The organism is Streptomyces aquilus, from assembly GCF_003955715.1.
Taxonomy (GTDB): Bacteria; Actinomycetota; Actinomycetes; order Streptomycetales; family Streptomycetaceae; genus Streptomyces; species Streptomyces aquilus.
On sequence record NZ_CP034463.1, the window covers coordinates 9,826,311 to 9,846,507 of the forward strand.

15 protein-coding genes are annotated in these 20,197 nt (G+C 69.8%); 4 read left to right on the forward strand and 11 right to left on the reverse strand.

All coding sequences use genetic code 11. From position 1 onward, the window contains the following. Positions 1–8: 8 nt before the first annotated feature. The 4 genes from EJC51_RS44910 to EJC51_RS44925 form a co-directional block, all read right to left on the reverse strand. Positions 9–485 (reverse strand): ribosome-inactivating family protein, encoded by a 477-nt coding sequence (locus EJC51_RS44910; RefSeq protein ID WP_126276388.1) that lies wholly within the window; start codon positions 483–485, stop codon positions 9–11. Positions 486–543: 58 nt separating this feature from the next. Next, positions 544–1,920: a glycoside hydrolase family 43 protein gene (locus tag EJC51_RS44915; RefSeq protein ID WP_126276389.1), complete on the reverse strand. Its 1,377-nt coding sequence runs from the start codon at positions 1,918–1,920 to the stop codon at positions 544–546. Between the two features lie 89 nt (positions 1,921–2,009). Continuing rightward, positions 2,010–3,578, reverse strand: a complete 1,569-nt coding sequence (locus tag EJC51_RS44920) for an alpha-L-arabinofuranosidase B (RefSeq protein WP_126276390.1) — start codon at positions 3,576–3,578, stop codon at positions 2,010–2,012. A gap of 198 nt (positions 3,579–3,776) precedes the next feature. Then, positions 3,777–5,204 (reverse strand): glycoside hydrolase family 43 protein, encoded by a 1,428-nt coding sequence (locus EJC51_RS44925; RefSeq protein WP_126276391.1) that lies wholly within the window; start codon positions 5,202–5,204, stop codon positions 3,777–3,779. 866 nt (positions 5,205–6,070) lie between these two features. Here EJC51_RS44925 and EJC51_RS44930 point away from each other — a divergent pair. Then, positions 6,071–8,380 (forward strand): beta-L-arabinofuranosidase domain-containing protein, encoded by a 2,310-nt coding sequence (locus EJC51_RS44930; protein ID WP_126276392.1) that lies wholly within the window; start codon positions 6,071–6,073, stop codon positions 8,378–8,380. 73 nt (positions 8,381–8,453) lie between these two features. Here the strand turns inward: EJC51_RS44930 and EJC51_RS44935 are convergent, their stop codons facing one another. The 3 genes from EJC51_RS44935 to EJC51_RS44945 form a co-directional block, all read right to left on the reverse strand. Continuing rightward, positions 8,454–9,371, reverse strand: a complete 918-nt coding sequence (locus EJC51_RS44935; RefSeq protein WP_244363220.1) for a restriction endonuclease — start codon at positions 9,369–9,371, stop codon at positions 8,454–8,456. Positions 9,372–9,491: 120 nt separating this feature from the next. Continuing rightward, positions 9,492–9,686 (reverse strand): hypothetical protein, encoded by a 195-nt coding sequence (locus EJC51_RS44940; RefSeq protein ID WP_126276393.1) that lies wholly within the window; start codon positions 9,684–9,686, stop codon positions 9,492–9,494. A gap of 79 nt (positions 9,687–9,765) precedes the next feature. Next, positions 9,766–10,209, reverse strand: coding sequence for a MerR family transcriptional regulator (locus tag EJC51_RS44945; RefSeq protein ID WP_126276394.1), 444 nt, complete (start codon positions 10,207–10,209; stop codon positions 9,766–9,768). A 121-nt stretch (positions 10,210–10,330) separates the two neighbouring features. Here EJC51_RS44945 and EJC51_RS44950 point away from each other — a divergent pair, with 121 nt between their 5' ends. Continuing rightward, positions 10,331–11,065 carry an SDR family oxidoreductase gene (locus EJC51_RS44950; protein WP_126276395.1) on the forward strand — a complete coding sequence of 245 codons (735 nt, stop codon included), beginning with the start codon at positions 10,331–10,333 and terminating at the stop codon, positions 11,063–11,065. Between the two features lie 147 nt (positions 11,066–11,212). On the opposite strand, the gene EJC51_RS44955 is transcribed toward EJC51_RS44950, so the two are convergent. Together EJC51_RS44955 and EJC51_RS44960 are read right to left on the reverse strand one after the other, a co-directional pair. Next, on the reverse strand, positions 11,213–11,875 hold the full coding sequence (locus EJC51_RS44955; RefSeq protein ID WP_126276396.1) for a response regulator: 663 nt from the start codon (positions 11,873–11,875) through the stop codon (positions 11,213–11,215). After that, a complete protein-coding gene (locus tag EJC51_RS44960) occupies positions 11,850–13,022 on the reverse strand; it encodes a sensor histidine kinase (RefSeq protein WP_126276397.1) in 1,173 nt (390 codons plus the stop codon). The genes EJC51_RS44955 and EJC51_RS44960 overlap by 26 nt, the downstream gene beginning before the upstream one ends. 175 nt (positions 13,023–13,197) lie before the next feature. Here EJC51_RS44960 and EJC51_RS44965 point away from each other — a divergent pair, with 175 nt between their 5' ends. After that, on the forward strand, positions 13,198–15,465 hold the full coding sequence (locus EJC51_RS44965) for an MMPL family transporter (RefSeq protein ID WP_126276398.1): 2,268 nt from the start codon (positions 13,198–13,200) through the stop codon (positions 15,463–15,465). Positions 15,466–15,665: 200 nt separating this feature from the next. Beyond that, complete coding sequence (locus tag EJC51_RS44970) at positions 15,666–17,816, forward strand: MMPL family transporter (protein ID WP_126276399.1); 2,151 nt, start codon at positions 15,666–15,668, stop codon at positions 17,814–17,816. Between the two features lie 108 nt (positions 17,817–17,924). Here the strand turns inward: EJC51_RS44970 and EJC51_RS44975 are convergent, their stop codons facing one another. Further along, positions 17,925–19,376, reverse strand: a complete 1,452-nt coding sequence (locus EJC51_RS44975) for a HAMP domain-containing sensor histidine kinase (RefSeq protein WP_126276400.1) — start codon at positions 19,374–19,376, stop codon at positions 17,925–17,927. Beyond that, positions 19,373–20,065, reverse strand: coding sequence for a response regulator transcription factor (locus EJC51_RS44980; protein WP_126276401.1), 693 nt, complete (start codon positions 20,063–20,065; stop codon positions 19,373–19,375). Before EJC51_RS44980 ends, EJC51_RS44975 begins: the two co-directional genes overlap by 4 nt. Between the last annotated feature and the right edge of the window lie 132 nt (positions 20,066–20,197).

Below are 20,197 nucleotides of genomic sequence, written 5' to 3' on the forward strand. Positions count from 1 at the left end.
CGGCACGTTCACACCTGCGGCGACCGCCCTACTTCCGCAGCGCCACGGCCAGTTGGGCGTCGATCGCCTGCATCGTCGTGAAGTGCGCGCCGCCGATCCAGAGATCCGGGTTCGTGTGATTCTGCGTCGAGTTGCTGGCGGCGTTGGACAGGTTCTCCCTCGGCAAAGGCCTGGACGAGGATGAGCAGGCCCCGCGCACGGTCCCGGTCGTTGGCCCTCGGGTTGGACAGCTCGCTGACCGCGCCCTGGATGGACCCCATGGTGATGGCCAGCGAGCCGCGGTCGACCTGACCGGCCCGCTCCATATCGGTGTAGTTGAGCCAGTTCCTGTTGTGCGTGTCGCCGTTCTGCTGCGGAAGCCTCTCGGGCCCTGCGCCCAGGCGCCAGTACTCGCCGGTCACGTTGTTGCGCCAGCCGGTCACGTACAGGTTCCGTGCGTTGAAGACCAGAGTGATGTTGCTCTGGCCCACCGAGAGCGTGACCATGTGGCCGAAGAGGCTCCAGAAGCCCTCGCATCTGCCCTTACGGACTTCTGGACTCGGCTCAGTACCAGACGGAGAACGTGGCGTCGGCTCTGCCGGTGGTGGTGGAGATCGGGTCGATACGCAGCGCGTAGTTGAAGTGCCGGATGTAGCGGTCCGGGTAGTTGTGCGAGCGGAACGACGACCAGGACGGGTCGGCCAGCCCGGCCGTCTTGTGGAAGGTCGCGTCCTGGGCGAACCTCGCGGTGCCGTCGTCGGCGTCCAGTCGCAGCTGGAAGTAGGAGTGTCGCAGGTAGCGGGTCGGGTCGGTGACGGACTGGAAGGAGATGCCGGAGGGGTCGGCCAGTCCCGGCACCAGCTTCCATTGTGAGTCGGTGTAGGGGTCGAACGGGTACGGGTCGATGCGGCCGAGGGAGTCGACCTGCCGCCAGTATCTGTCGGGGAAGTTGTAGGACTTCAGCCGGTTCCAGGCCGGCTTTCCCCACTTGGCGACCATGTTGTCGTACACCGTCTGGGGGATCGGCTTGATGTCGGCGTGCTTGGAGTTCAGCGGCTGGGTGTAGAGGCGCCGGTCGGTGGCGGTCCAGGTGCCGGTGGAGAGGTCGTTGGTCTGGTAGGCGTAGAAGAGCGCGTTGGCGTCGCCCCACAGGTACCAGGTGCCGGCGGCCTCGGCGAGGATCGGGCCTTCGATGCCTCCCTGCGGCGCCAGGCCCGAGGTGAACTGGGTGAAGCTGCCGGGGTTGAGCGAGGTGGACTTCGCACCTGTGAGGCTGTTGTGGCCTTTGTAGTACAGGTAGTTGACGCCGTTCACGTCCTTGGCCAGGGTGCCGTCGATGATGTCGTAGCCCGGGTCGAAGAAGACCTGAGGTGCCGTCACCGTCTGGAAGTCCGTTGTGTAGTTCACCATGATCACGTTGTGGCCGCTGCTGTTGACGGCCGAGTAGATGATGGCGTACTGGCCGCGGGAGGCGTCCCAGAAGGCTTCGGGCGCCCAGGTGTGGGTGGCCATGTCGTGCAGTTTCAGCAGGCGGTAGTTGTCGAAGGAGCGCAGGTCGGGGGAGTCCCAGACGTGGATGTACGGGGTCTTCTTGGTCCAGTCGGTGCCCTTCAGGTTGGTCGCCATGACGACGTAGGTGCCGTCCTGCTTGGGCAGGATGAACGGGTCGCGCAGACCGCCGTCGCCCGCGGTCGGGGTCACGACGGGGTTGTTCTGGTTCAGCGGCATCCATTGCAGCGTGTCGGTGCTGACGGCGAGGTGCAGGCCGTAGTCCGTGCCGAGGTTTCTCGGTGACTGGGTGAAGTAGGCCATGACGGACGGGGCGGCCGTCGCGGCGCTCGCGGGTCGGCTGCCGAGGGTCAGCGCGCCGGTGGTGGACAGCGGCACGGCCGCGGCCATGCCGAGGAACAGCCGGCGCGACGGAAGGGGGCCTGCGCTCATCTGGTGCCTCCGGGGCGTAGGAAGGTGCGGGCGGATGGAGAACCCGTGGGCGGCCCCGGCCCGGAGCCGCCCACGGGTCCGGTCCCTCGTCAGTTCCAGGGAGCCGCGGTGAGCCAGCTGGTGTCCTGGGCCCACGACGCCGTGTTGTCCCAGGCGTTGGTGCCGCCGTTGCCGGCGATGTAGGCCGTGTAGTTGTAGTGGCGGAGGTACTTGGTCGGGAAGTTGGAGGACTGGAAGGAGGTGCCGACGCCGCTGTTGCCCGCGGTGGGGCAGAAGGTGGCGTCCTGCGCGAATGAGGTGCCGCCGTTGTCCATGTTCAGGTAGAGCTGGTAGTTGAAGTGGCGCAGGAACTGGCCGGGCTTGTCGGCGGACTCGAAGGACAGGCAGGAGGTGTTGGCCAGTCCGGCGCGGACGATCCAGGTCGCGTTGGCCTTGTCGGTGGCAGAGCTGGCGGAGTTGACGCTGGAGATGACGACCTTGGTGTCGGCGCTGTTGTGGCGCAGGTAGTGGGAGGTGCAGCAGGGCGAGGTGGTGGCCTTGAGGGAGACCCGCGAGCCGGGGGTGAGGGTTCCGGTGCTGGTCGAGCCGCTGTTGTAGCCGGCGGCGGTGATGTTGGCCTGGACGGCGTTCTCGGTGGCGTCCGAGGGGTAGCCCTGGGTCATGACGCCTTCGTAGAAGGTGCCTTGGCCGGTGTTGCTGTTGTCACCGCCGATGCCGAGGATGATCGCGCCCTGCTTCTTCATCGGGTTGTAGCCGGTGTCGTTGGGGCGCACGCCGTCGTAGAAGGTGGACAGGCCGCCCGACTGGGCGTTGCCGCCGCGGATGGCCCAGTGGTTGGGGCCGCCCTTGACGATGGCGGTCGTGAACCGGTGGTTGATGGTCGGGTCGCCCGTGTTGACGCCGCGGTTGACCCCGGAGAACAGGCCGTTCTCCAGGTCGGCCATGATCCAGGGGCCGGTGCCGCTGCCGGAGCCCCAGCCCGTGCTGGTGCCGAAGTAGATGGCCTCCATGGTGCCGTTGCCGTCGTCGTTGCCGGTCGTCTCGGCGTTGCCGTAGTCGAAGCAGCAGCCGCCGTTGACGTGCGTGCCGTCGAAGATGGCGTACATGCCCTCGGGCTGGTCGCCGGTGGCGATGCCGTTGGTGTTGTTGTTGCGGTAGCCGGTGCCGGGGGCCACGTAGACGCCGTACGCCTTGTGCCCGCCGACGGTGACCGGCGCCTCGAAGGCGTTGGCCAGGTTGTCGTTCCCGTTCTCCGCCGGACCGGGCCAGTGGCCCCTGAGCGCCTGGGTGAGGTTGTTGTGCTTGGGCGACTGGTCGTAGATGACGGTGATGACACAGCTGGTGTTCGCGCAGAAGGAGTCCTGCTGCGCGGCGTCGGCGTATCCGCCCGCGCTGAGCAGGCCGATGTCCTTGGTCGCGTTGTCGGAGGCGCGCTTGACCTGGTACAGCGGGCCGTTGTACGCCCCGTACAGGGCGCGGGTGGTGCTGTGCGCGGCGACGCAGGGGGTGTTGCCCGCGGCGTAGATGTCGCACGGCCCCTGGGTGGCGGCCTGCGAGGGGGCGGCCGTGGCGGTGAGCAGGCCGGCGGCGAGGGCGGCGGTGGCCCCTGCCGCCAGCAGCGTGCGCCTGGCGCGGCGTATCCACTGTCTCTTGATCATGAAGAACTCCTACGCAGAAGGGAGCGGGAGGTGAGTGGTACTCCTGGGTGTCGCCATCACGGCGGCACCCGGCCCGGCCGGTAGCCGTGGGGGCCGGCCAAGGCGGCGGGTGGTGGCGCCGGAGGTTGTCGGGTCCGCCGCAGGAGCGGCGGACTCCGCGGGGCGCTCACGGTGCGGCCTCACCGCGAGACGGTCGGGTCAGCTCGTCACGCGGAAGGTGGCGTCACTGCGGGCTGTCGCGGTGGTGATCGGGTCGAGGCGCAGTTGGTAGGCGTAGTGGCGGATGTAGCGGTCGGGGAAGTTGTACGACTGGAACGACGACCAGGTGGCGTCGGCGAGCCCGGCGACCTTGCGGAAGGTGGCGTCCGCGGCGAACTGGCTGCTGCCGTCGTTGCGGACCAGCTGGAAGTCGTAGTTGGCGTGGCGCAGGAAGTATCCGGGGTAGTTGACCGACTCGAAGGAGACGGTGCCGGTGCCCGCCAGGCCGGGCCTGATCCGGAACTGGGAGTCCTCGACGGGGCTGACGTTCGGGTCGATGCGCACGTCGAAGTCGATCTGGCGTACGTACCGGTCCGGGAAGTTGTACGACTGGAGCCGCTGCGCGGGGGTGTTGGGCCAGCGGGCGAGCACGCGGCTCTCCTCGGCGTCCGTGAGGGGTGTGATCGCGCCGTGGCGCTTGGCGGTGCCGCCCATGTCGTAGCTGGTCGTCGGCTGAAGCCGGTAGGTGCTGACGTCGAAGGGGTTGGTGGTCAGGATCGGCCGGTACTCGCGCACGCCCTGCGGGTTGTTGTAGTCGATGTACAGGGCCCACTCGTCGCGGTCGCGGAACTTCATCCAGACCGGGCCTTCGACCACGTTGCCGGTGAGGCCGATGCTGGAGAGGTTGCCGAGGTTGGACCAGGTCCCGAGGATCGAGTTGCTGCCCTCGACGTTGTTCTGGCCGTCGCCGGAGACGCGCAGGTAGCGGTAGGGGCCGGCACCTGCGGGCACCTCGGTCATCTGGGTGTCGACGACCGGGGTGCTGCCGGGCGGGTCGATCCAGATCTGCGGGGTGGTGATGGTGCGGAAGTCCTTGGTGCGGGCGGCGTAGATGCGGTACTTGAAGATGCCGTTCACCGTGGCGTTCGTCGCCCAGTACAGGACGTAGTCGTTGGTCTCGGGGTTCCAGATCGCCTCCGGCGCCCACGCGTTCTTGCCGCCGGGGATCAGTCCGGCGGCGCCGAGCAGCCACGGCTTCGACCAGGTCACCAGGTCGGTGGACTCCCACACCACGAAGTCGGGGCTGCCGTTCTGGTAGGTCGAGCCGCAGCGGATGCACAGATCGGTCGCGATGATCCAGTACTTGCTGCCGTCGGGGGAGCGCACCAGTGCGGGGTCGCGCACTCCCTTCGTGCCGATCTTCGAGTTGAGGATCGGTGCTCCGCCGTTGAGGTCGTTCCAGTGCAGGCCGTCCGTGCTGTGCGCGAGGTACAGCATCTGACCGGTCGCGGAGTCGCCGGTGAAGTGCACCATCAGGTAGCCGGGGTCGGCGGCAGCCGCCCGCTGGGGTGCGGTGAGGGCCTGGCCCGTGAAGAGGAGGCAGACGGCGAGCATTATCACCGTCAGCCGGGCGCGGAGCGCAGACATCGGATCTCCTGTCGGGTGCGGGTGCTACCGCCGGGCGATGGGGGAGCGGGGTGGCGGAGGAAGTTGGTCTCGGAATGGGCGGGACAAGACCCGCTGAGACCGCGCGGGTCGGAAGGAGGGAGCCGAATGACGGTGTTTCACCGCTTCGCCCGGGGCGCCACGGTGACGGCGGGTCAGGGCGCGCGAGTACGTGCGTCTGCCCAGGTGGGGGCGTTGCGGGACGGGCCGGGTGGTTGTGCTTGTCAGTGCGTGTGAAGGCGTTTCAGGTGGACGGCGCTTCGGCCGGAAGCCTCCTTGGTCAACTCACTGTCCGATCAGGCGTGTTGGACGAAATATCGAACACTGTTCGCGAAATCGGGCAGAGGCTAAATCCGGAAAAGAGAGCGCGTCAATACATCCGACACATCCGATTAACCGAACGGACAGATGAGCGATCCGGCACCCCCTCGGCCCCCTGCCCCGGCAGCGCACAACCCCGTCAGGTCGCTCGCACCACATCCACCCGGTTTCTGTTATCGCCCCGCCGTCCCCCCCGTCTCCGGTACATGCAAGCGACACGACAGATGAGCCGGCGCGCCCCCCGGTGCCGTGACCCGGCGGCCGGAGAGAATTTGTGTTCACACGGCTAGACACAGGCAACGTCCATACCCCTTAATCCATCGAATGTGTCAGCGAAGAGACGCGTTCCATATTTCGGACGACGTTTGAACAGTCGAACCGCGTGGGGCAGGAGTTGTCGGCCCGTCGACGGCCGTAGGCGCCGCGTCAGCAGCTCAAGCCCGTGACGCGCCACGCCCGACCGAGGGACGTGCGAGCCGACACATCAAAAGTCCAAGCAGCCGCTCTGCCGTATCGAAAGGCTCAAGATGTCCTCCTCCGTCAGCAGACGTCGTCTCCTGCAACTGGCCGGGGCCACCGTGGCGGCCTCTGCCACCGGATCCCTCATCGGCGCGTCTTCCGCCCAAGCGGCCGTCGCCCCCGCTAGGACTGACATCGGGGCCTTGGCCCATCCCTTCGAACTCGGCCAGGTCCGGCTCACCGCGAGCCGGTGGCTGGACAACCAGAACCGCACCCAGAGCTATCTGCGGTTCATCGATGTGGACCGGCTGCTGTACAACTTCCGCGCCAACCACAAGCTGTCCACTAACGGCGCGGCCGCAACCGGCGGCTGGGACGCGCCGGACTTCCCCTTCCGCACCCACGTCCAGGGGCACTTCCTCACGGCATGGGCGCAGCTGTACGCCGTGACCGGGGACACCACCTGCCGGGACAAGGCCACGTACATGGTCGCGGAACTGGCCAAATGCCAGGCCAACAACAGCGCCGCCGGCTTCAGCGCCGGGTACCTCTCCGGCTACCCCGAGTCCGACTTCACCGCTCTGGAGCAGCGGACCCTGAGCAACGGCAACGTGCCGTACTACACCATCCACAAGACCCTCGCCGGCCTGCTGGACGTATGGCGCCACATCGGCAGCACCCAGGCCCGTGACGTGCTGCTCGCCCTGGCCGGATGGGTCGACTCGCGCACCGGCCGGCTGACCGGCCAGCAGATGCAGGCCATGCTGCAAACCGAGTTCGGCGGCATGAACACCGTGCTGACCGACCTCTACCAGCAGACCGGCGACGCGCGGTGGCTCACCGTCGCCCAGCGGTTCGACCACGCCGCGGTGTTCGACCCGCTGGCGGCCAACCAGGACCAGCTCAACGGCATTCATGCCAACACCCAGGTACCCAAGTGGATCGGGGCCGCCCGGGAGTACAAGGCCACCGGCACGACCCGCTACCGGGACATCGCCACCAACGCCTGGAACATCACCGTCAACGCGCACACCTACGCCATCGGCGGCAACAGCCAGGCGGAGCACTTCCGCGCCCCGAACGCCATCGCCGGCTACCTGAACAAGGACACCTGCGAGAGCTGCAACACCATCAACATGCTCACCCTCACCCGGGAACTCTTCGCGCTGTACCCGGACCGGGCCGCACTGTTCGACTACTACGAGCGGGCCTGGCTGAACCAGATGATCGGCCAGCAGAACCCGGCCGACGCCCACGGGCACGTCACCTACTTCACCTCGCTCAACCCGGGAGGCCGACGCGGTGTGGGCCCGGCGTGGGGCGGCGGCACCTGGAGCACCGATTACGGCACCTTCTGGTGCTGCCAGGGCACGGGCCTGGAGATGCACACCAGGCTGATGGACTCCATCTACTTCCGCAACGACACCACGCTGACCGTGAACATGTTCGTGCCGTCGGTGCTCACCTGGACCGAGCGCGGTATCACCGTCACCCAGACGACGACCTTCCCCGTCAGCGACACGACGACCCTTCAGGTCACCGGCAGCGTCAGCGGAACGTGGGCGATGCGCATCCGTATACCGAGCTGGACCACCGGGGCCACCGTCAGCGTCAACGGCGTCGCCCAGAACATCACCACCACACCCGGCAGTTACGCCACCCTGAACCGCTCGTGGACCTCCGGCGACACGGTCACCGTCCGCCTGCCCATGCGGATCGGCATCCGACCGGCCAACGACAACGCGAACGTCGCCGCGATCACCTACGGCCCGGTGGTCCTGGCCGGCAACTACGGCGACACCTCGCTCAGCTCCCTGCCCTCGCTGACCACGTCCTCGGTCAAACGGACCAGCAGCAGTTCACTCGCCTTCACCGCCACGTCCAGCGGCTCCACCGTCAACCTGGGCCCGTTCTACGACGCGCACGGCTTCAACTACACGGTCTATTGGAACACCACCGGCAACAGCGTCCGTCTCGTCAACGCGGGCAGCGGCCTCCTGCTGGGCATCCAGAACATGTCCACGGACAACGGCGGCCGCGCTCTCCAGTGGACGGACAACGGAACCGCCGACCACAACTGGGAAATGATCACGGACGGAAACGCGGTCCGCTTCCGCAACGCCAACAGCGGCAAGGTACTCGGCGTCCTGAACATGGACACAGCGGACGGCGCGATCGTTTTGCAGTGGGACGACAACGGCACCGCCGACCACAAATGGACCCTGCTCGACCAGGGCGACGGCACCTACAAGGTCCGCAACGTGAACAGCGGCAAGCTGCTCGCCATCGCGGGCAGCTCCACCGCCGTCGGCGCGTTCGCGGTCCAGGACGCGGACGACGGCACCGCCGACAACCGCTGGCGCATCGTGCCGAACTAGCGTCCGTCGCGGAAGGAGGGCTTGGTCGTTCTCCCCCGGGGCTGAGGGGGCGGACGCCGTCGGGGGCCGGTCCTCAGGAACGCCTGTTGCGCTTCTTTGCTTCGTTGAGGATGTGGCCTCGGTCCAGGAAGCCGACACCGCCGTCCTTGAGGATCCGGTCGACGTGGTGCGGCTTGCTGCCGGAGCGCAGCAGCCGCGCGGCCTCGGCGACCTGCTCCTCCCGCGAGGCCCCGGTGGTTGCCGCGACCCGGTCGCGCGCGGGGCGCGGCACACGCGCCCCCACCGCGCCGGGTGCCGGGTCCGTTCGCGGCCGGGGTACGAAGGCCGCCCGGAAGGGCCTGGTCCGAAGGGAGAGCCGGACCCCGAACCGCGCGGCCAGCAGGAGCGCGCCGACCGACCAGCATCCGAGAAGGATGCCGATGAACTTCACGATGTCCAGGGCGAGCGGCCCGGTGTAGGTGCGCTCGTCCCCGATCGACCCCAGCGGGGCCATGAGCAGGGAAACGCCCACGACCACACCCCAGTTCCGCCGCCAGAAGGTGGGCGCCCCGGCCGTTTCGGGGCGGTGGACCGTGGCGGGCGCGGGAGACGGGGTGGCTCGGTGGATACGACGAGCGGCGTCGTTGACCGGCGTCATCGTGCCGTCCAGACGGTACGTGAACAGCGCGATGTCCCACTCCCTGGCGTAGGCCACGGCGGTGGTCGTGTAGTCGCTGCCGGTGAAGAAGATCAACTGCGCGGTCGACCCGTAGGGGCGCGCACCGACGAAGCGTTGCAGCTCCGGACGCCCGACCTGGGCGGCCTGGTACTTGACCTGTCCGAGGGCGCGCCCGGCCCGGACATCGATACCCGAGTCCGGGCCCCCAGGGCTGGCGGTGGCATCGCCATACCCCCAGTGCCGCATCCAGCGGGCCGCGTTGAGCTCGGCCTGCTGCCACGACGAGATCTGCGTCGGCCGCGGCGGCACCGTCCTTTGCGGTGTGTCGGGCACGTTCCCCCCTCAGGTACTCACGTTCGGTTCGGCACTCCCCGCGCAGGGCAGAGCGAGACAGCAGCACTGCTGGCAGAAACGCGCAGGTGGACGCCGAGTCGCCCATGGTATGCGGCGGTCTCAGCACGCGTCCGCCGGATCGGGAGGGGAGCGGGCGGGGAAGTCCAGCGCGAACTCGGCGGGGTTGAGGTACGCGCATCGCAGGAACCCGTGGCCCTCGGTGCCGACGGTCGTGCACTCACCCCGCTGGGTGTCGACGTGCTCGCCGCCAACTCCGGCCACCGCCCGCCAGTCGATGCCGCGTCCTCTTCTCACGGCACGCCCGGCGCCTCGCCGGTTCGTGCGCGGCGAGGGCGCCAGGTCATCAGCAACTCCTCCCGCCGATGGAGCAGGGTCAGACGGTGACGGCGGCGGCCTCGTCCGGGGTGATCGCGTCCGGGCCCGCCGCGTCGTACGGCGCCCAGGCGGGTTCCCGGAGGGAGGGGCAGTGTTCGGGGGTCGGGTGGTTCGCGATGTCGATCATGCGGTCCAGCGCGTCACGGGCGGCGGCGAGGTCGGTCATGGCGGCGGTGATGCGGTTGCGTTCGGCTTCCAGTAGTTCGAAGGACTCGGGTGTGGCGTGCCCGGCCTCGATGCAGGGCATCAGGCGCACTATGGTCCGGCTGGGCAGGCCGGCGGTGAACAACTGTTGGATCAGGCAGACCCGCTCAACAGCCGCCTCGGCGTAGATGCGCTGACCGCTGGCGGTGCGTTCGGAGGTCAGCAGCCCCTGCTCCTCGTAGTACCGCAGTGCTCTGGTGCTGACTCCGGCCCGACGTGCGAGCTCACCGATCCGCATCTGCGTCCTCCCTCTGAACGGGCCTTGGACTTGACCTTCACGTCAACGTCAACTTCTAGCGTAGCCCGGTGTCGGGCGCGGCCCGGCTGATCAAGAGACCTAGGCAAGAAGCGGGAAACCCATGAACGTCACCGACCAGATCGCCCTCGTCACCGGAGCCAACCGCGGCATCGGCCGTCACTTCGTCCTCGAACTGCTCGAACGGGGGGCGAGCAAGGTGTACGCGACCGCGCGTCGCCCCGAGACGCTCGACTTCGACGATTCCCGGGTGGTGCCGTTGCGGCTCGACCTGCTCGATCACCAGTCCGTCGTCGAGGCGGCGGCCACCGCGAGGGACGTCAGCCTGCTCGTCAACAACGCCGGCATCACGACCGGCGCCGGCCTCGTCACGGGCGAACTCGCCGAGATCCGTCGTGAGATGGACACGCACTTCTGGGGCACGCTGGACGTGATCCGGGAGTTCAGCCCGATCCTCGCCGCCCATGGGGGCGGTTCCGTCGTGAACGTGCTCTCCGCTCTGTCGTGGTTCGCCGTCCCGGGCTCGGGAGCGTACTCCGCCGCCAAGGCCGCGGAGTGGAACATGACCAACGGCATACGTCTCGAACTCGCGGCTCAGGGCACGCTCGTCCAAGGCGTCCTCCTCGGCGCCGCGGACACGGACATGGCGGCCGGGTACGACGGACCCAAGGTCGATCCGCGCGAGGTGACGCGCCGCTCGCTCGACGGCCTGGCCGCCGGGTCGATCGAGGTCGTCGTCGACGACTGGACGGCGATGGTGAAGTCCGCACTCGCCGGCGACCCGGCGGTGTTCTACGCACAGGTCGCCGAACTGCTCGCGGGTGCTCTGTCCCGGTAGGCGTAGCACTGAAGGAACATGTCGACACGCGGGGAGGGCGCGGTGGGGCGGGGTCGAACGGTTCCCGCCCCACCGGCTCGCTCACGTCCCCTGGTACGTGTACTGACGTCCGGGCGGGGACCCGTGCGACTTGGCCCGGCACCCGGCTCAGGTTCCGGGGAGGATACGGCGCGTTTCGTAGGCCCACATCGCGATCTCGACCCGGTTGCGGGCGTTGAGTTTGGCCATCAGGCTGGCCAGGTGCGTCTTCACCGTACTGAGGCTGATGTGCAGCGCATCGGCGATCTCGGTGTTGGTCAGCCCGCGAGCGACGGCGAGGAGCACCTGCTCCTCGCGGGCGGTGACGGCGGCGACCGGCTGGGCCGCGGGCCGGCCGGCGGGCAGGTCCGCGAATGCCTGGAGCAGACGGACGGTGACGCTGGGCGCGATGAGCGCTTCACCGTCGGACGCCGACCGTACGGCCTGGGCCAGAAGGTCCGGTCCCGTGTCCTTGAGGAGGAATCCGCGGGCGCCGGCGCGCAGTGAGCCGTAGACGTACTCGTCGAGGTCGAACGTGGTGATGACGACCACGGCCAGCGGATCGGCGACGCCCGGGCCGGCGATCAGCCGGGTGGCCTCGAGCCCGTCGAGCAGGGGCATGCGGATGTCGAACAGGCAGACGTCGGGGCGTAGTTCGCGGGCCAGACGTACCGCTTCCTGTCCGTCGGCGGCCTCGCCGACCACCTCGATGCCGGGCTGGGCGTTCAGCATGATCCGCAACCCGGTGCGGATGATCGTCTGGTCGTCAGCGACGAGGACGCGAATGGACACCGCTCTCGCTCCTCGCCCTCGGCAGTTCGGCTTCGACGTACCAGCCCCGGTCGGTCCCGGGGCCGGCTCGTAGTGTGCCGCCGAGCAGGGTCGCGCGCTCGCGCAGTCCGGTGAGTCCGTATCCGTCGCGACCCCGGCCGGTGCGCTTGCCGTTGTCGCCCACGCTCACCCGTACGGTGTGCCGTTCGGCGGCGACTCGAACGACGAGCTCGGTCGCGTCGACCGCGTGGCGCAGCGCGTTGGTCACCGACTCCTGCACGATCCGGTAGACGGCCGCGTCCACGGCCGGGGGCAGCGCGTCCAGTTCGCCGTCGAGCCCCAGGTCGACCCGGAGGCGACCACCCGGCGTGCGCACAAGGCGCTCCAGGTCCGCGACTCCGGCAGGGGGCGCCAGCTCGGCACCGACCCCGCGGTCGCGTAGCGCGGCGACCATGGCACGCATTTCCTCCAGCGTGCGCGCCCCTTCCTCCTCGACCCCCTTCAGCGCCTCGACGGCGGCGGACGGGTCGGTGCCCGCGAGCACCCCGCCCGCCTGGGCGATGATCACCATGGCCGACACGTGGTGGGCCACCGTGTCGTGGAGTTCCCGGGCGAGCTGCTCGCGTTCGCGGGAGCGCAATTGCTCCAACTGCCGCTCGTGAGCGGTCACCCGGAACCGCACGGCAGCCCCGATCACGCCGGGCAGCAGCAGGAAGACGATGCCCATGACGTTCTCGACGACCGGCGTGTCGTCCGTGACGGAACACAGCGTGCCGGTCGCGAGGATCACCGCGACGCCCAGCACGATCTCGCGTCCCGATCCCCACCGGAGCAGCGCGTACACCAGGACTAGCACGACCGCGCCGGTGTAGAGGCCGACGGGCTCGCGCGGTGCGGCGACGAGCCAGGCCGCCTGAAGCAGGACCATCGAGCCGAACGCCAGCGTCACCGTCGTCAGCGGGCGGGTCCGGCGCCACAGGGGCAGCAGGCACAGCCATACGGTGAACACCACCGCCACCGGCCGCCACACGACGTTCTCGCGCAGGGTGGCCTCCAGCACCGCACCCCCAAGCCCCGCGGCGAGCAGCGCCCAGTCCCGCCGCACCCGGACGGGCGCGGCGGGCGGCCGGGGTTCGGTCCACAGGGTTCGCAGGTCGTCTCGGAGCACGGTTCTCAGCCTAGGGACCGCGGAGCGCCGCGCATCGGCCGAAAGGACGGTTCGTCGCTCCGCCCCCGGGCCGACGGATCCGCGGCCCGCGGGCCGATGCCGCGGAGCGCCGTGGCGACGAGCCTCGGCGTCGTCGGCCGTACAAGGACGGCCGACGAGGTGGTTGGAGGACCCGATGCTCTCGAAAGCCCTGTTGCGCGTGGGCGCAAGCGCCGCCCGCCATCCCTGGCGGGTGATCGCGGCATGGCTGATCACCGCCACGCTCGCCGTCCTCGCCGCGACCGCTGTCGGCGGGCGGACCGCGGACTCGATGACCGCTCCGGGGCTGGACTCCCAACGGGCCGCGCAGCTGATCGAGCGGGCCGGCACAGACCAGGAGGGGATGACCGCCCAAGTGGTCGTCACTCCCCTCGACGGCGGTGCGACGTTCTTCGACCACGGCAGCGCGCGCACCGCTCTGGCGCGGGTGCAGGCCGAGGTGCGGCGGCTGCCGCACGTGCTCGGCACGAGCGACCCTGCGGGCGCTCTCGACGCACGCGGGGACGCCGCCGTGCGCGGCGGCCTTGTCTCGCCCGACGGGCGGATCGCCGTCGCCCGGGTGCAGTACCCCGACCAGAGCCGGCTGTCGGCCGACGACCTCGACGCCCTGGTCGGTCTCGGCGACCGGCTGCGCGCCGAGCTGCCCCTGCGCATCGAGATGGGCGGGAACCTTTTCTACGCCTTCTCCGACCCCGACGGCGGCGTAAGCGAGTTGATCGGCCTCCTCGCCGCGGCCGCGATCCTGTTCCTGGCGTTCGGTTCGCTCGTCGCCGCCGCGCTGCCGATCGGCATGGCGGTCTTCGGGCTGACCGTCGGGGTTGCCACGATGACGGTACTGGCGGGGGTGACGGACGTCCCGACCTTCGCCCCCGTCCTGGGCAGCATGGTCGGGCTCGGAGTGGGCATCGACTACGCGCTGTTCGTGCTCGCCAGGCACCGGGAGTACCTCGCGCACGGGCTCGATCCGCAGGCGGCGGCCGGTCGAGCGGTGGCAACGGCGGGGCGGCCGGTGGTCTTCGCCGGCGGCACCGTCGTCGTGTCGATCCTCGGCCTGGCGGTCGCGAACGTGCCGTTCATGACCGTGGGCGGGCTCGCCGTCTCGATCGTCGTCCTGACGATGGTGGTCGCGTCGGTGACACTGCTGCCCGCCTTCCTCGGTGCGGCGGGCCCGCGCCTGGCCCGGGCCGGCCGGATCGCCCGGGCACTGCGGGCCGGGAGGTTGAGCCGATTCGCACGGCGGCGGGCCCCGGCGGCAGCCGCCGCCCACCCCACGGGGTGGCGCCGCTGGATCGGGCACGTCAGCCGGCACCCGGTGCCGTACGCGGTCGGCGCGGCAGCGCTGCTGCTGACCGCGACACTGCCCGTGTTCGGCCTGCGCGTCGGCCTGCCCGACGACGGCTCACTGCCCCACAGCCGTACCGAGCGCCGGGCCTACGACCTGGTCGCCGAAGGGTTCGGGCCGGGCACCAACGGTCCCCTCGTCATCGCCGCGGACCCCGCCGGTGATCCGGGAGTGCTGGACCGACTCGTCGGAGCGGTCACGGCGGATCCGGGCATCGCATCCGTCGCGCCGACGCACATCGATCGGGCCACCGGCATCGCGACCCTCGTGGTGTTCCCGACCACCAGCCCTCAGGACAAGGCCACAGCCGACACCATCGCCCGGCTGCGCATCGACGTGCTGCCCACGGCGATCGGGCACGGCCCGGCCAGGGCCCACGTCGGTGGCGCCGCCGCGAGTCTGTCCGATGTGGGCCAACGCACCAGCCAACGCCTGCCGGTGTTCGTCGCCGCCGTGCTGGCGATGTCGTTCCTGCTGCTGATGCTGGTCTTCCGTTCGGTAGTCGTACCGCTCAAGGCGGTGCTGCTGAATCTGCTGAGCATCGGCGCGGCCTACGGCATCATGGTCGCGGTCTTCCAGTGGGGCTGGGCAGGCGCACTCATCGGGCTGGAAGCGACGGTTCCGATCGTGTCGTTCATCCCGATGTTCCTCTTCGCCATCCTGTTCGGCCTGTCGATGGACTACGAGGTGTTCCTCCTCTCCCGTGTACGCGAGGAGTACCTGCGCACCGGCGACAACGGCACGGCGATCGTCGAGGGCGTCTCGGGCACGGCCCGGGTCATCACTTCGGCCGCCCTCATCATGGCGGCGGTGTTCCTGTCCTTCGCCGTCGCCGACGACCCCTCCACCAAAATGTTCGGGCTCGGCCTGGCCACCGCGATCCTCATCGACGCCACGGTCGTACGCATGGTGCTGGTACCGGCGACCATGACACTCCTCGGCCGGGCCAACTGGTGGCTGCCGAAGTGGCTGGACCGGATGCTTCCCCGCGGCCCGGTCGGCACCGACGACACCGACGCGGAATCCACGGGCGAGACCCCGCGCCCACGGCTGGTGGGCTAGCTGGGACGGGTGTTGACGCCGCCGGGATGGTCGAACCACACCGTCACGCCGCTGAACCGGATCGCGGTCCAGTCGTCGCGGACGTCCGCGACGACGAACTGCTGCCCGGCCTGAGCACCGCATTAACAGTCGTCTCAGGTTCGCTCCGTAGGAAGTCGGCATCCAGATAAGCGATGCAACTCGTATGCAGGAGGCTAGTGATGGCAGTCGACGCAGCGCCGTCCGGGGGAGCGCCGGGGGGCCGGTTGGCGGGCCGGTGGGTGCCGTGGTTGGTGATTGGCTTGTGGCTGGTGCTGGCGGTGGGCATGGTGCCGCTGAGCGGGAAGTTGAGCTCGGTCACCACCGACAGCGCCGTGGACACCCTGCCGGCCAGTGCCGAGTCCACCAAGGTGGCGGTGCTGGACGACCGTCTCCCCGGCGGTGACAGCAACACGTTCGTCTTCGTGTACCACCGCGCTGGTGGCATGACCGGTGCCGACCGGGCGACGGTCGAGCGCCAGTACACCACCCTTGCCAAGCGGTACCCGCCGAAGGCGACGACGGCGGCCGGCGAGGACGACGAGGGCTCACCGCTGAGCCTCTCGAGCGACCGCAAGGCGATGACGTTCACCCTTGAGGTGAGCACGGCCTACGGCGCGCCGGAGGAGATCGTCGGCCCGTTGCGTGACGCCGCGAAGGACCGCCCCTCCGGCCTGGAACTCGACGTGACCGGCCCGGGCGCGATCGACGGTGACATGGACGCCGTCTTCGACGGCATCGACGTGCAGGTCCTCCTCACCACCATCGTCGTCGTCACGCTCCTGCTCATCCTCACCTACCGCAGCCCGGTGTTGTGGATCATCCCGCTGCTGGCGGTGGGCGCGGCCGCACTGACCGCGATGGCGACCGTCTACCTGCTCGTCAAGGGCTTCGGCATCGTGGTCAACGACCAGAACTCGGCGCTGCTGACGATCCTGGTGTTCGGCGTCGGCACGGACTACGCGCTGTTGCTCATCGCTCGGTATCGGGAGGCACTGCACCACCATGAGAACGTCCGCATCGCGATGGTCCACGCCCTGCGCGGCGCGGCACCGGCCATCGTCGCGTCCGCGGCCACCGTGGTCGCCGGCCTGCTCTGCCTGCTCGTCGCGGACCTGAACAGCACCAGCGGGTTGGGTCCGATCGGTGCGGCCGGCATCCTGTGCGCGCTGGTGGCCATGCTGACGCTGTTCCCGGCGGTGCTCGTGGTGCTCGGCAGGCGGATCTTCTGGCCGGCCGTCCCGCGGTTCAGCACGGCCGTGGAGGAGAAGCCGGGGCTGTGGGGACGGCTGGGCGCTGCCCTCAGCCGCCGCCGGTGGGTGGCGACGCTCGGCTCGCTCGGAGTCCTCGGGGTGTTCGCGCTCGGGCTGGCGGGCAACACCGGTGCCCTGCGGGAGCAGGATCAGTTCCTGTCCGCGCCGGAGTCGGTCACCGGGTTCACCGTTCTGCGCCAGCACTTCCCGGAACTCGGCGGCCAGCCGATGACGGTCTTCGCGCGGCCGGCGTACCAGGATCGGGTGCTCGACGTCGTCAAGGACACTCGCGGTGTGGCCGTGGCCATCCCGGAGCAGACCAGCGGTGGTTGGGCCAACATCTCGGTGTTCCCGAAGGACGCGCCGGACACCGCCGCGGAGTACGACACGATCAAGCGGGTGCGCACCGCGGTGCACGCGGTGAGTGGGGCGGAGGCGATCGTCGGCGGGCCGAGTGCGGAGAACCTCGACACCGAGGTGACCACCGAGTGCGACGAGAAGCTGGTGATCCCGCTGGTGCTCGCCGTGGTCCTGATGGTCCTCGGGCTGCTGCTGCGCGCGATCGTGGCCCCGCTGGTCCTGATGGTCACGGTGATCGTCTCGTTCGCCGCTGCCTTCGGTGGCAGCGTGTTCGTCTTCGACACGATCCTCGGGTTCAAGGGTGTCGACTACTCGGTGCCGCTGCTGGCATTCCTGTTCCTGGTGGCGCTCGGCGTCGACTACAACATCTTCCTGGCCAGCCGGGCCCGGGAGGAGACCGTGCGTCTCGGCACCCGAGAGGGCATGCTCAAAGCCCTCTCGGCGACCGGCGGCGTCATCACCTCGGCAGGTCTGGTCCTGGCGGCCACGTTCGCGGTCCTCGCCACACTTCCGCTGGTGATGCTGGTCGAGGTCGGGTTCCTGGTCGCCTTCGGTGTGCTGCTCGACGCCCTGCTGGTGCGGTCGGTCCTGGTGCCCGCCCTCACGTTGCTGATCGGCCGGCGGATGTGGTGGCCGAGCCGACTGTCGCGTGCAGCGGCACAGCTGCCGGACGGTCAACAGCCGTTCGCCGACGACGAGGAGCCCGCGCTGCAAGCGTGAGCGCGGCGGCACGCACGAGATCCGGGACGGGCCCCAGGCCCGTCCCGGATCTTCTTCATGGCTCCCGACCGTCGCTGTCCCTTGTCCTGCGCCGCGCCATCGGGCGGGTCAGGATGCCGCGGTGTCCTCCCCGGCGGTGAGCCGCGCGATCGGGGCGGGCGGGGCCGCGGCCGGAAGGCCGACCCGCAGCAGCGCGCCACCGCGTGCGGAGCGGGTGACGCTGACCTGGCCGCCGTGGGCGTCGACGACCCGCTGCACGATCGACAGCCCCAGACCGGATCCCGGCAACGCCCGGGCGCTGTCGGCACGGTAGAACCGGTCGAACACCCGCGGTACGTCGGCGGCGTCGATGCCCGGCCCGGCGTCGTCGACCTCGAGCACCACCGTCGCGTCCCCGGCACGGAGCCGGACCTGGACCGGCTGGTCCGCGGGGGACCACTTGCCGGCGTTGTCGATGAGGTTGAGCACCGCCCGCTCAAGCGCAGCGGGACGCCCGCTCACCCACACGGAGGTCACGTCCAGTGCGACCTCTACGTCGGGCGCGCGCGAACATGCCCGGGTCGCGGCGGCCGCCACCACGTCGGCGAGGTCGAGCAGCTCGGTGCTCTCGTCGCTGACGTCACCGCGCGCCAGGTCGGTCAGCTCGGCGACAAGGGTGCTCAACTCGGCCACCTGGGCGCCGAGATCGTTGAGCAGCCGGGTCCGGCTCTCCGCCGGCAGTGCGCTGTCCAAGGTGCCGCGCCGATCGAGCCGGATCAGCAGCTCGACGTTGAGGCGCAGGCTGGTGAGCGGGGTCTTGAGCTCGTGGGCGGCGTCCTCGGCCAGCAGCCGCTGGGCCCGCCGGGAGTCCCGGAGCGCGGCGAGCATGTCGTTGATGGACTGGATCAGCCGCCGGATCTCCCCGCCGCCCTCATCCGGGATGTCGGCGTCGAGATCCCGGGTGTGCGCGACACGTACCGCGGCGGCGGTCAGCCGGTCGATAGGTGCCAGCCCGGTCCGCGCCACGGTCCGCCCGACCAGGGCGCCGCCGGCCACGCAGAGCAGCCCGATCAGCAGCATGCCGAACCCGAACTGGTTGATCGGGCTGTCGTCGGCGACCTGGGCCACCTGGACCGCGCCGTCGCCCGCCCGCAGCGTGTAGATGAGGTAGCCGTCCTCGTCGCTGCCTTTCGACTCCATGAGGTCGGCCGACGCGCCCCGCGCCACGCGCTCGGCGGGCTCGCTGACGGGGGGCAGCGCGGGTTGGCCGGTCGGCGTCCGGGTCGAGCCGTCGGGCAGGATGACCCGCACCAGCCGACCGGATCCGGGATACGGCGGGAGTTGGAGCTGCGCCAGACCGGCGCGCTGCGCGCTCGTCGCCAGGACGCGGGAGTCGGCGCGCAGCTGATCCTTGGCGCTGTCCTGCAGCTCCCAGCCGAGGAGTTCGCTGGCCACCTGGAAGGCCACGAACACGCTGACCGCGATGGCCGTCGCCGCGATCACCGTCAGCCTGGCGCGCAGGGACCGCCGGCGCCACCATCGGGTCAGCCGGCGCGGTTCCCGGCCGGCGGGCCTGGTCACGGAGGAGTCTCCCGCAGCACGTATCCCAGGCCGCGCAGCGTGTAGAGCAAGCGCGGCTCACCCTCGGCCTCCATCTTGCGGCGCAGGTAACTCACGTATACCTGGAGGTTGTTGGCGGTGGCGCTCATGTCGAAGCCCCAGATCGCCTCGAACAGCGCGTCGCGGGTCAGGACCCGGGTCGCGTTGCTCATGAGGACCTGGAGGAGGGAGAACTCGGTCCGGGTCAGGCGCAGCGGCCGCTCGCCCCGCCACGCCTCGAACCTGTCGGGATCGAGCCGGACGTCGGCGAACGACAGGATCTGTGACTCCTCGTCGGTCGGCATGCGCCGGCGCAGCAGGGCCCGCACCCGGGCCAGCAACTCCTCGGTGGCGAACGGCTTGGGCAGGTAGTCGTCGGCCCCCGCGTCCAGCCCCGTGACCCGATCGGAGACCTGATCGCGGGCGGTCAGCATCAGCACCGGCAGATCCCGACCCGCGGCCCGCAACCGCCGGCAGGTCTCCAACCCGCCGAGGCGGGGCATCATCACGTCGAGGATCAGGAGATCCAGTGTGTCGCCGTCGGCCCCGCTGAACCCGTCGAGCACGGCGAGACCGTTGGCGACGGTGCTGGTGTCGTACCCCTCGACCTGGAGCACCCGCTCCAGCGACTCACGGATGGCCGCTTCATCATCCGCGATCATGATCCGCACGCCGGCCCGCCCCCTCCCAGTCGTTGTTTTTGCCGCTCATTGTCTCCGATCAACCTGAGGCGAGGCTTAGAGCGCCGCTGGGGATGGCGCTCCGAGCGGTGTGCCTGCGGCCACGGACAACGTGCCGCCAGG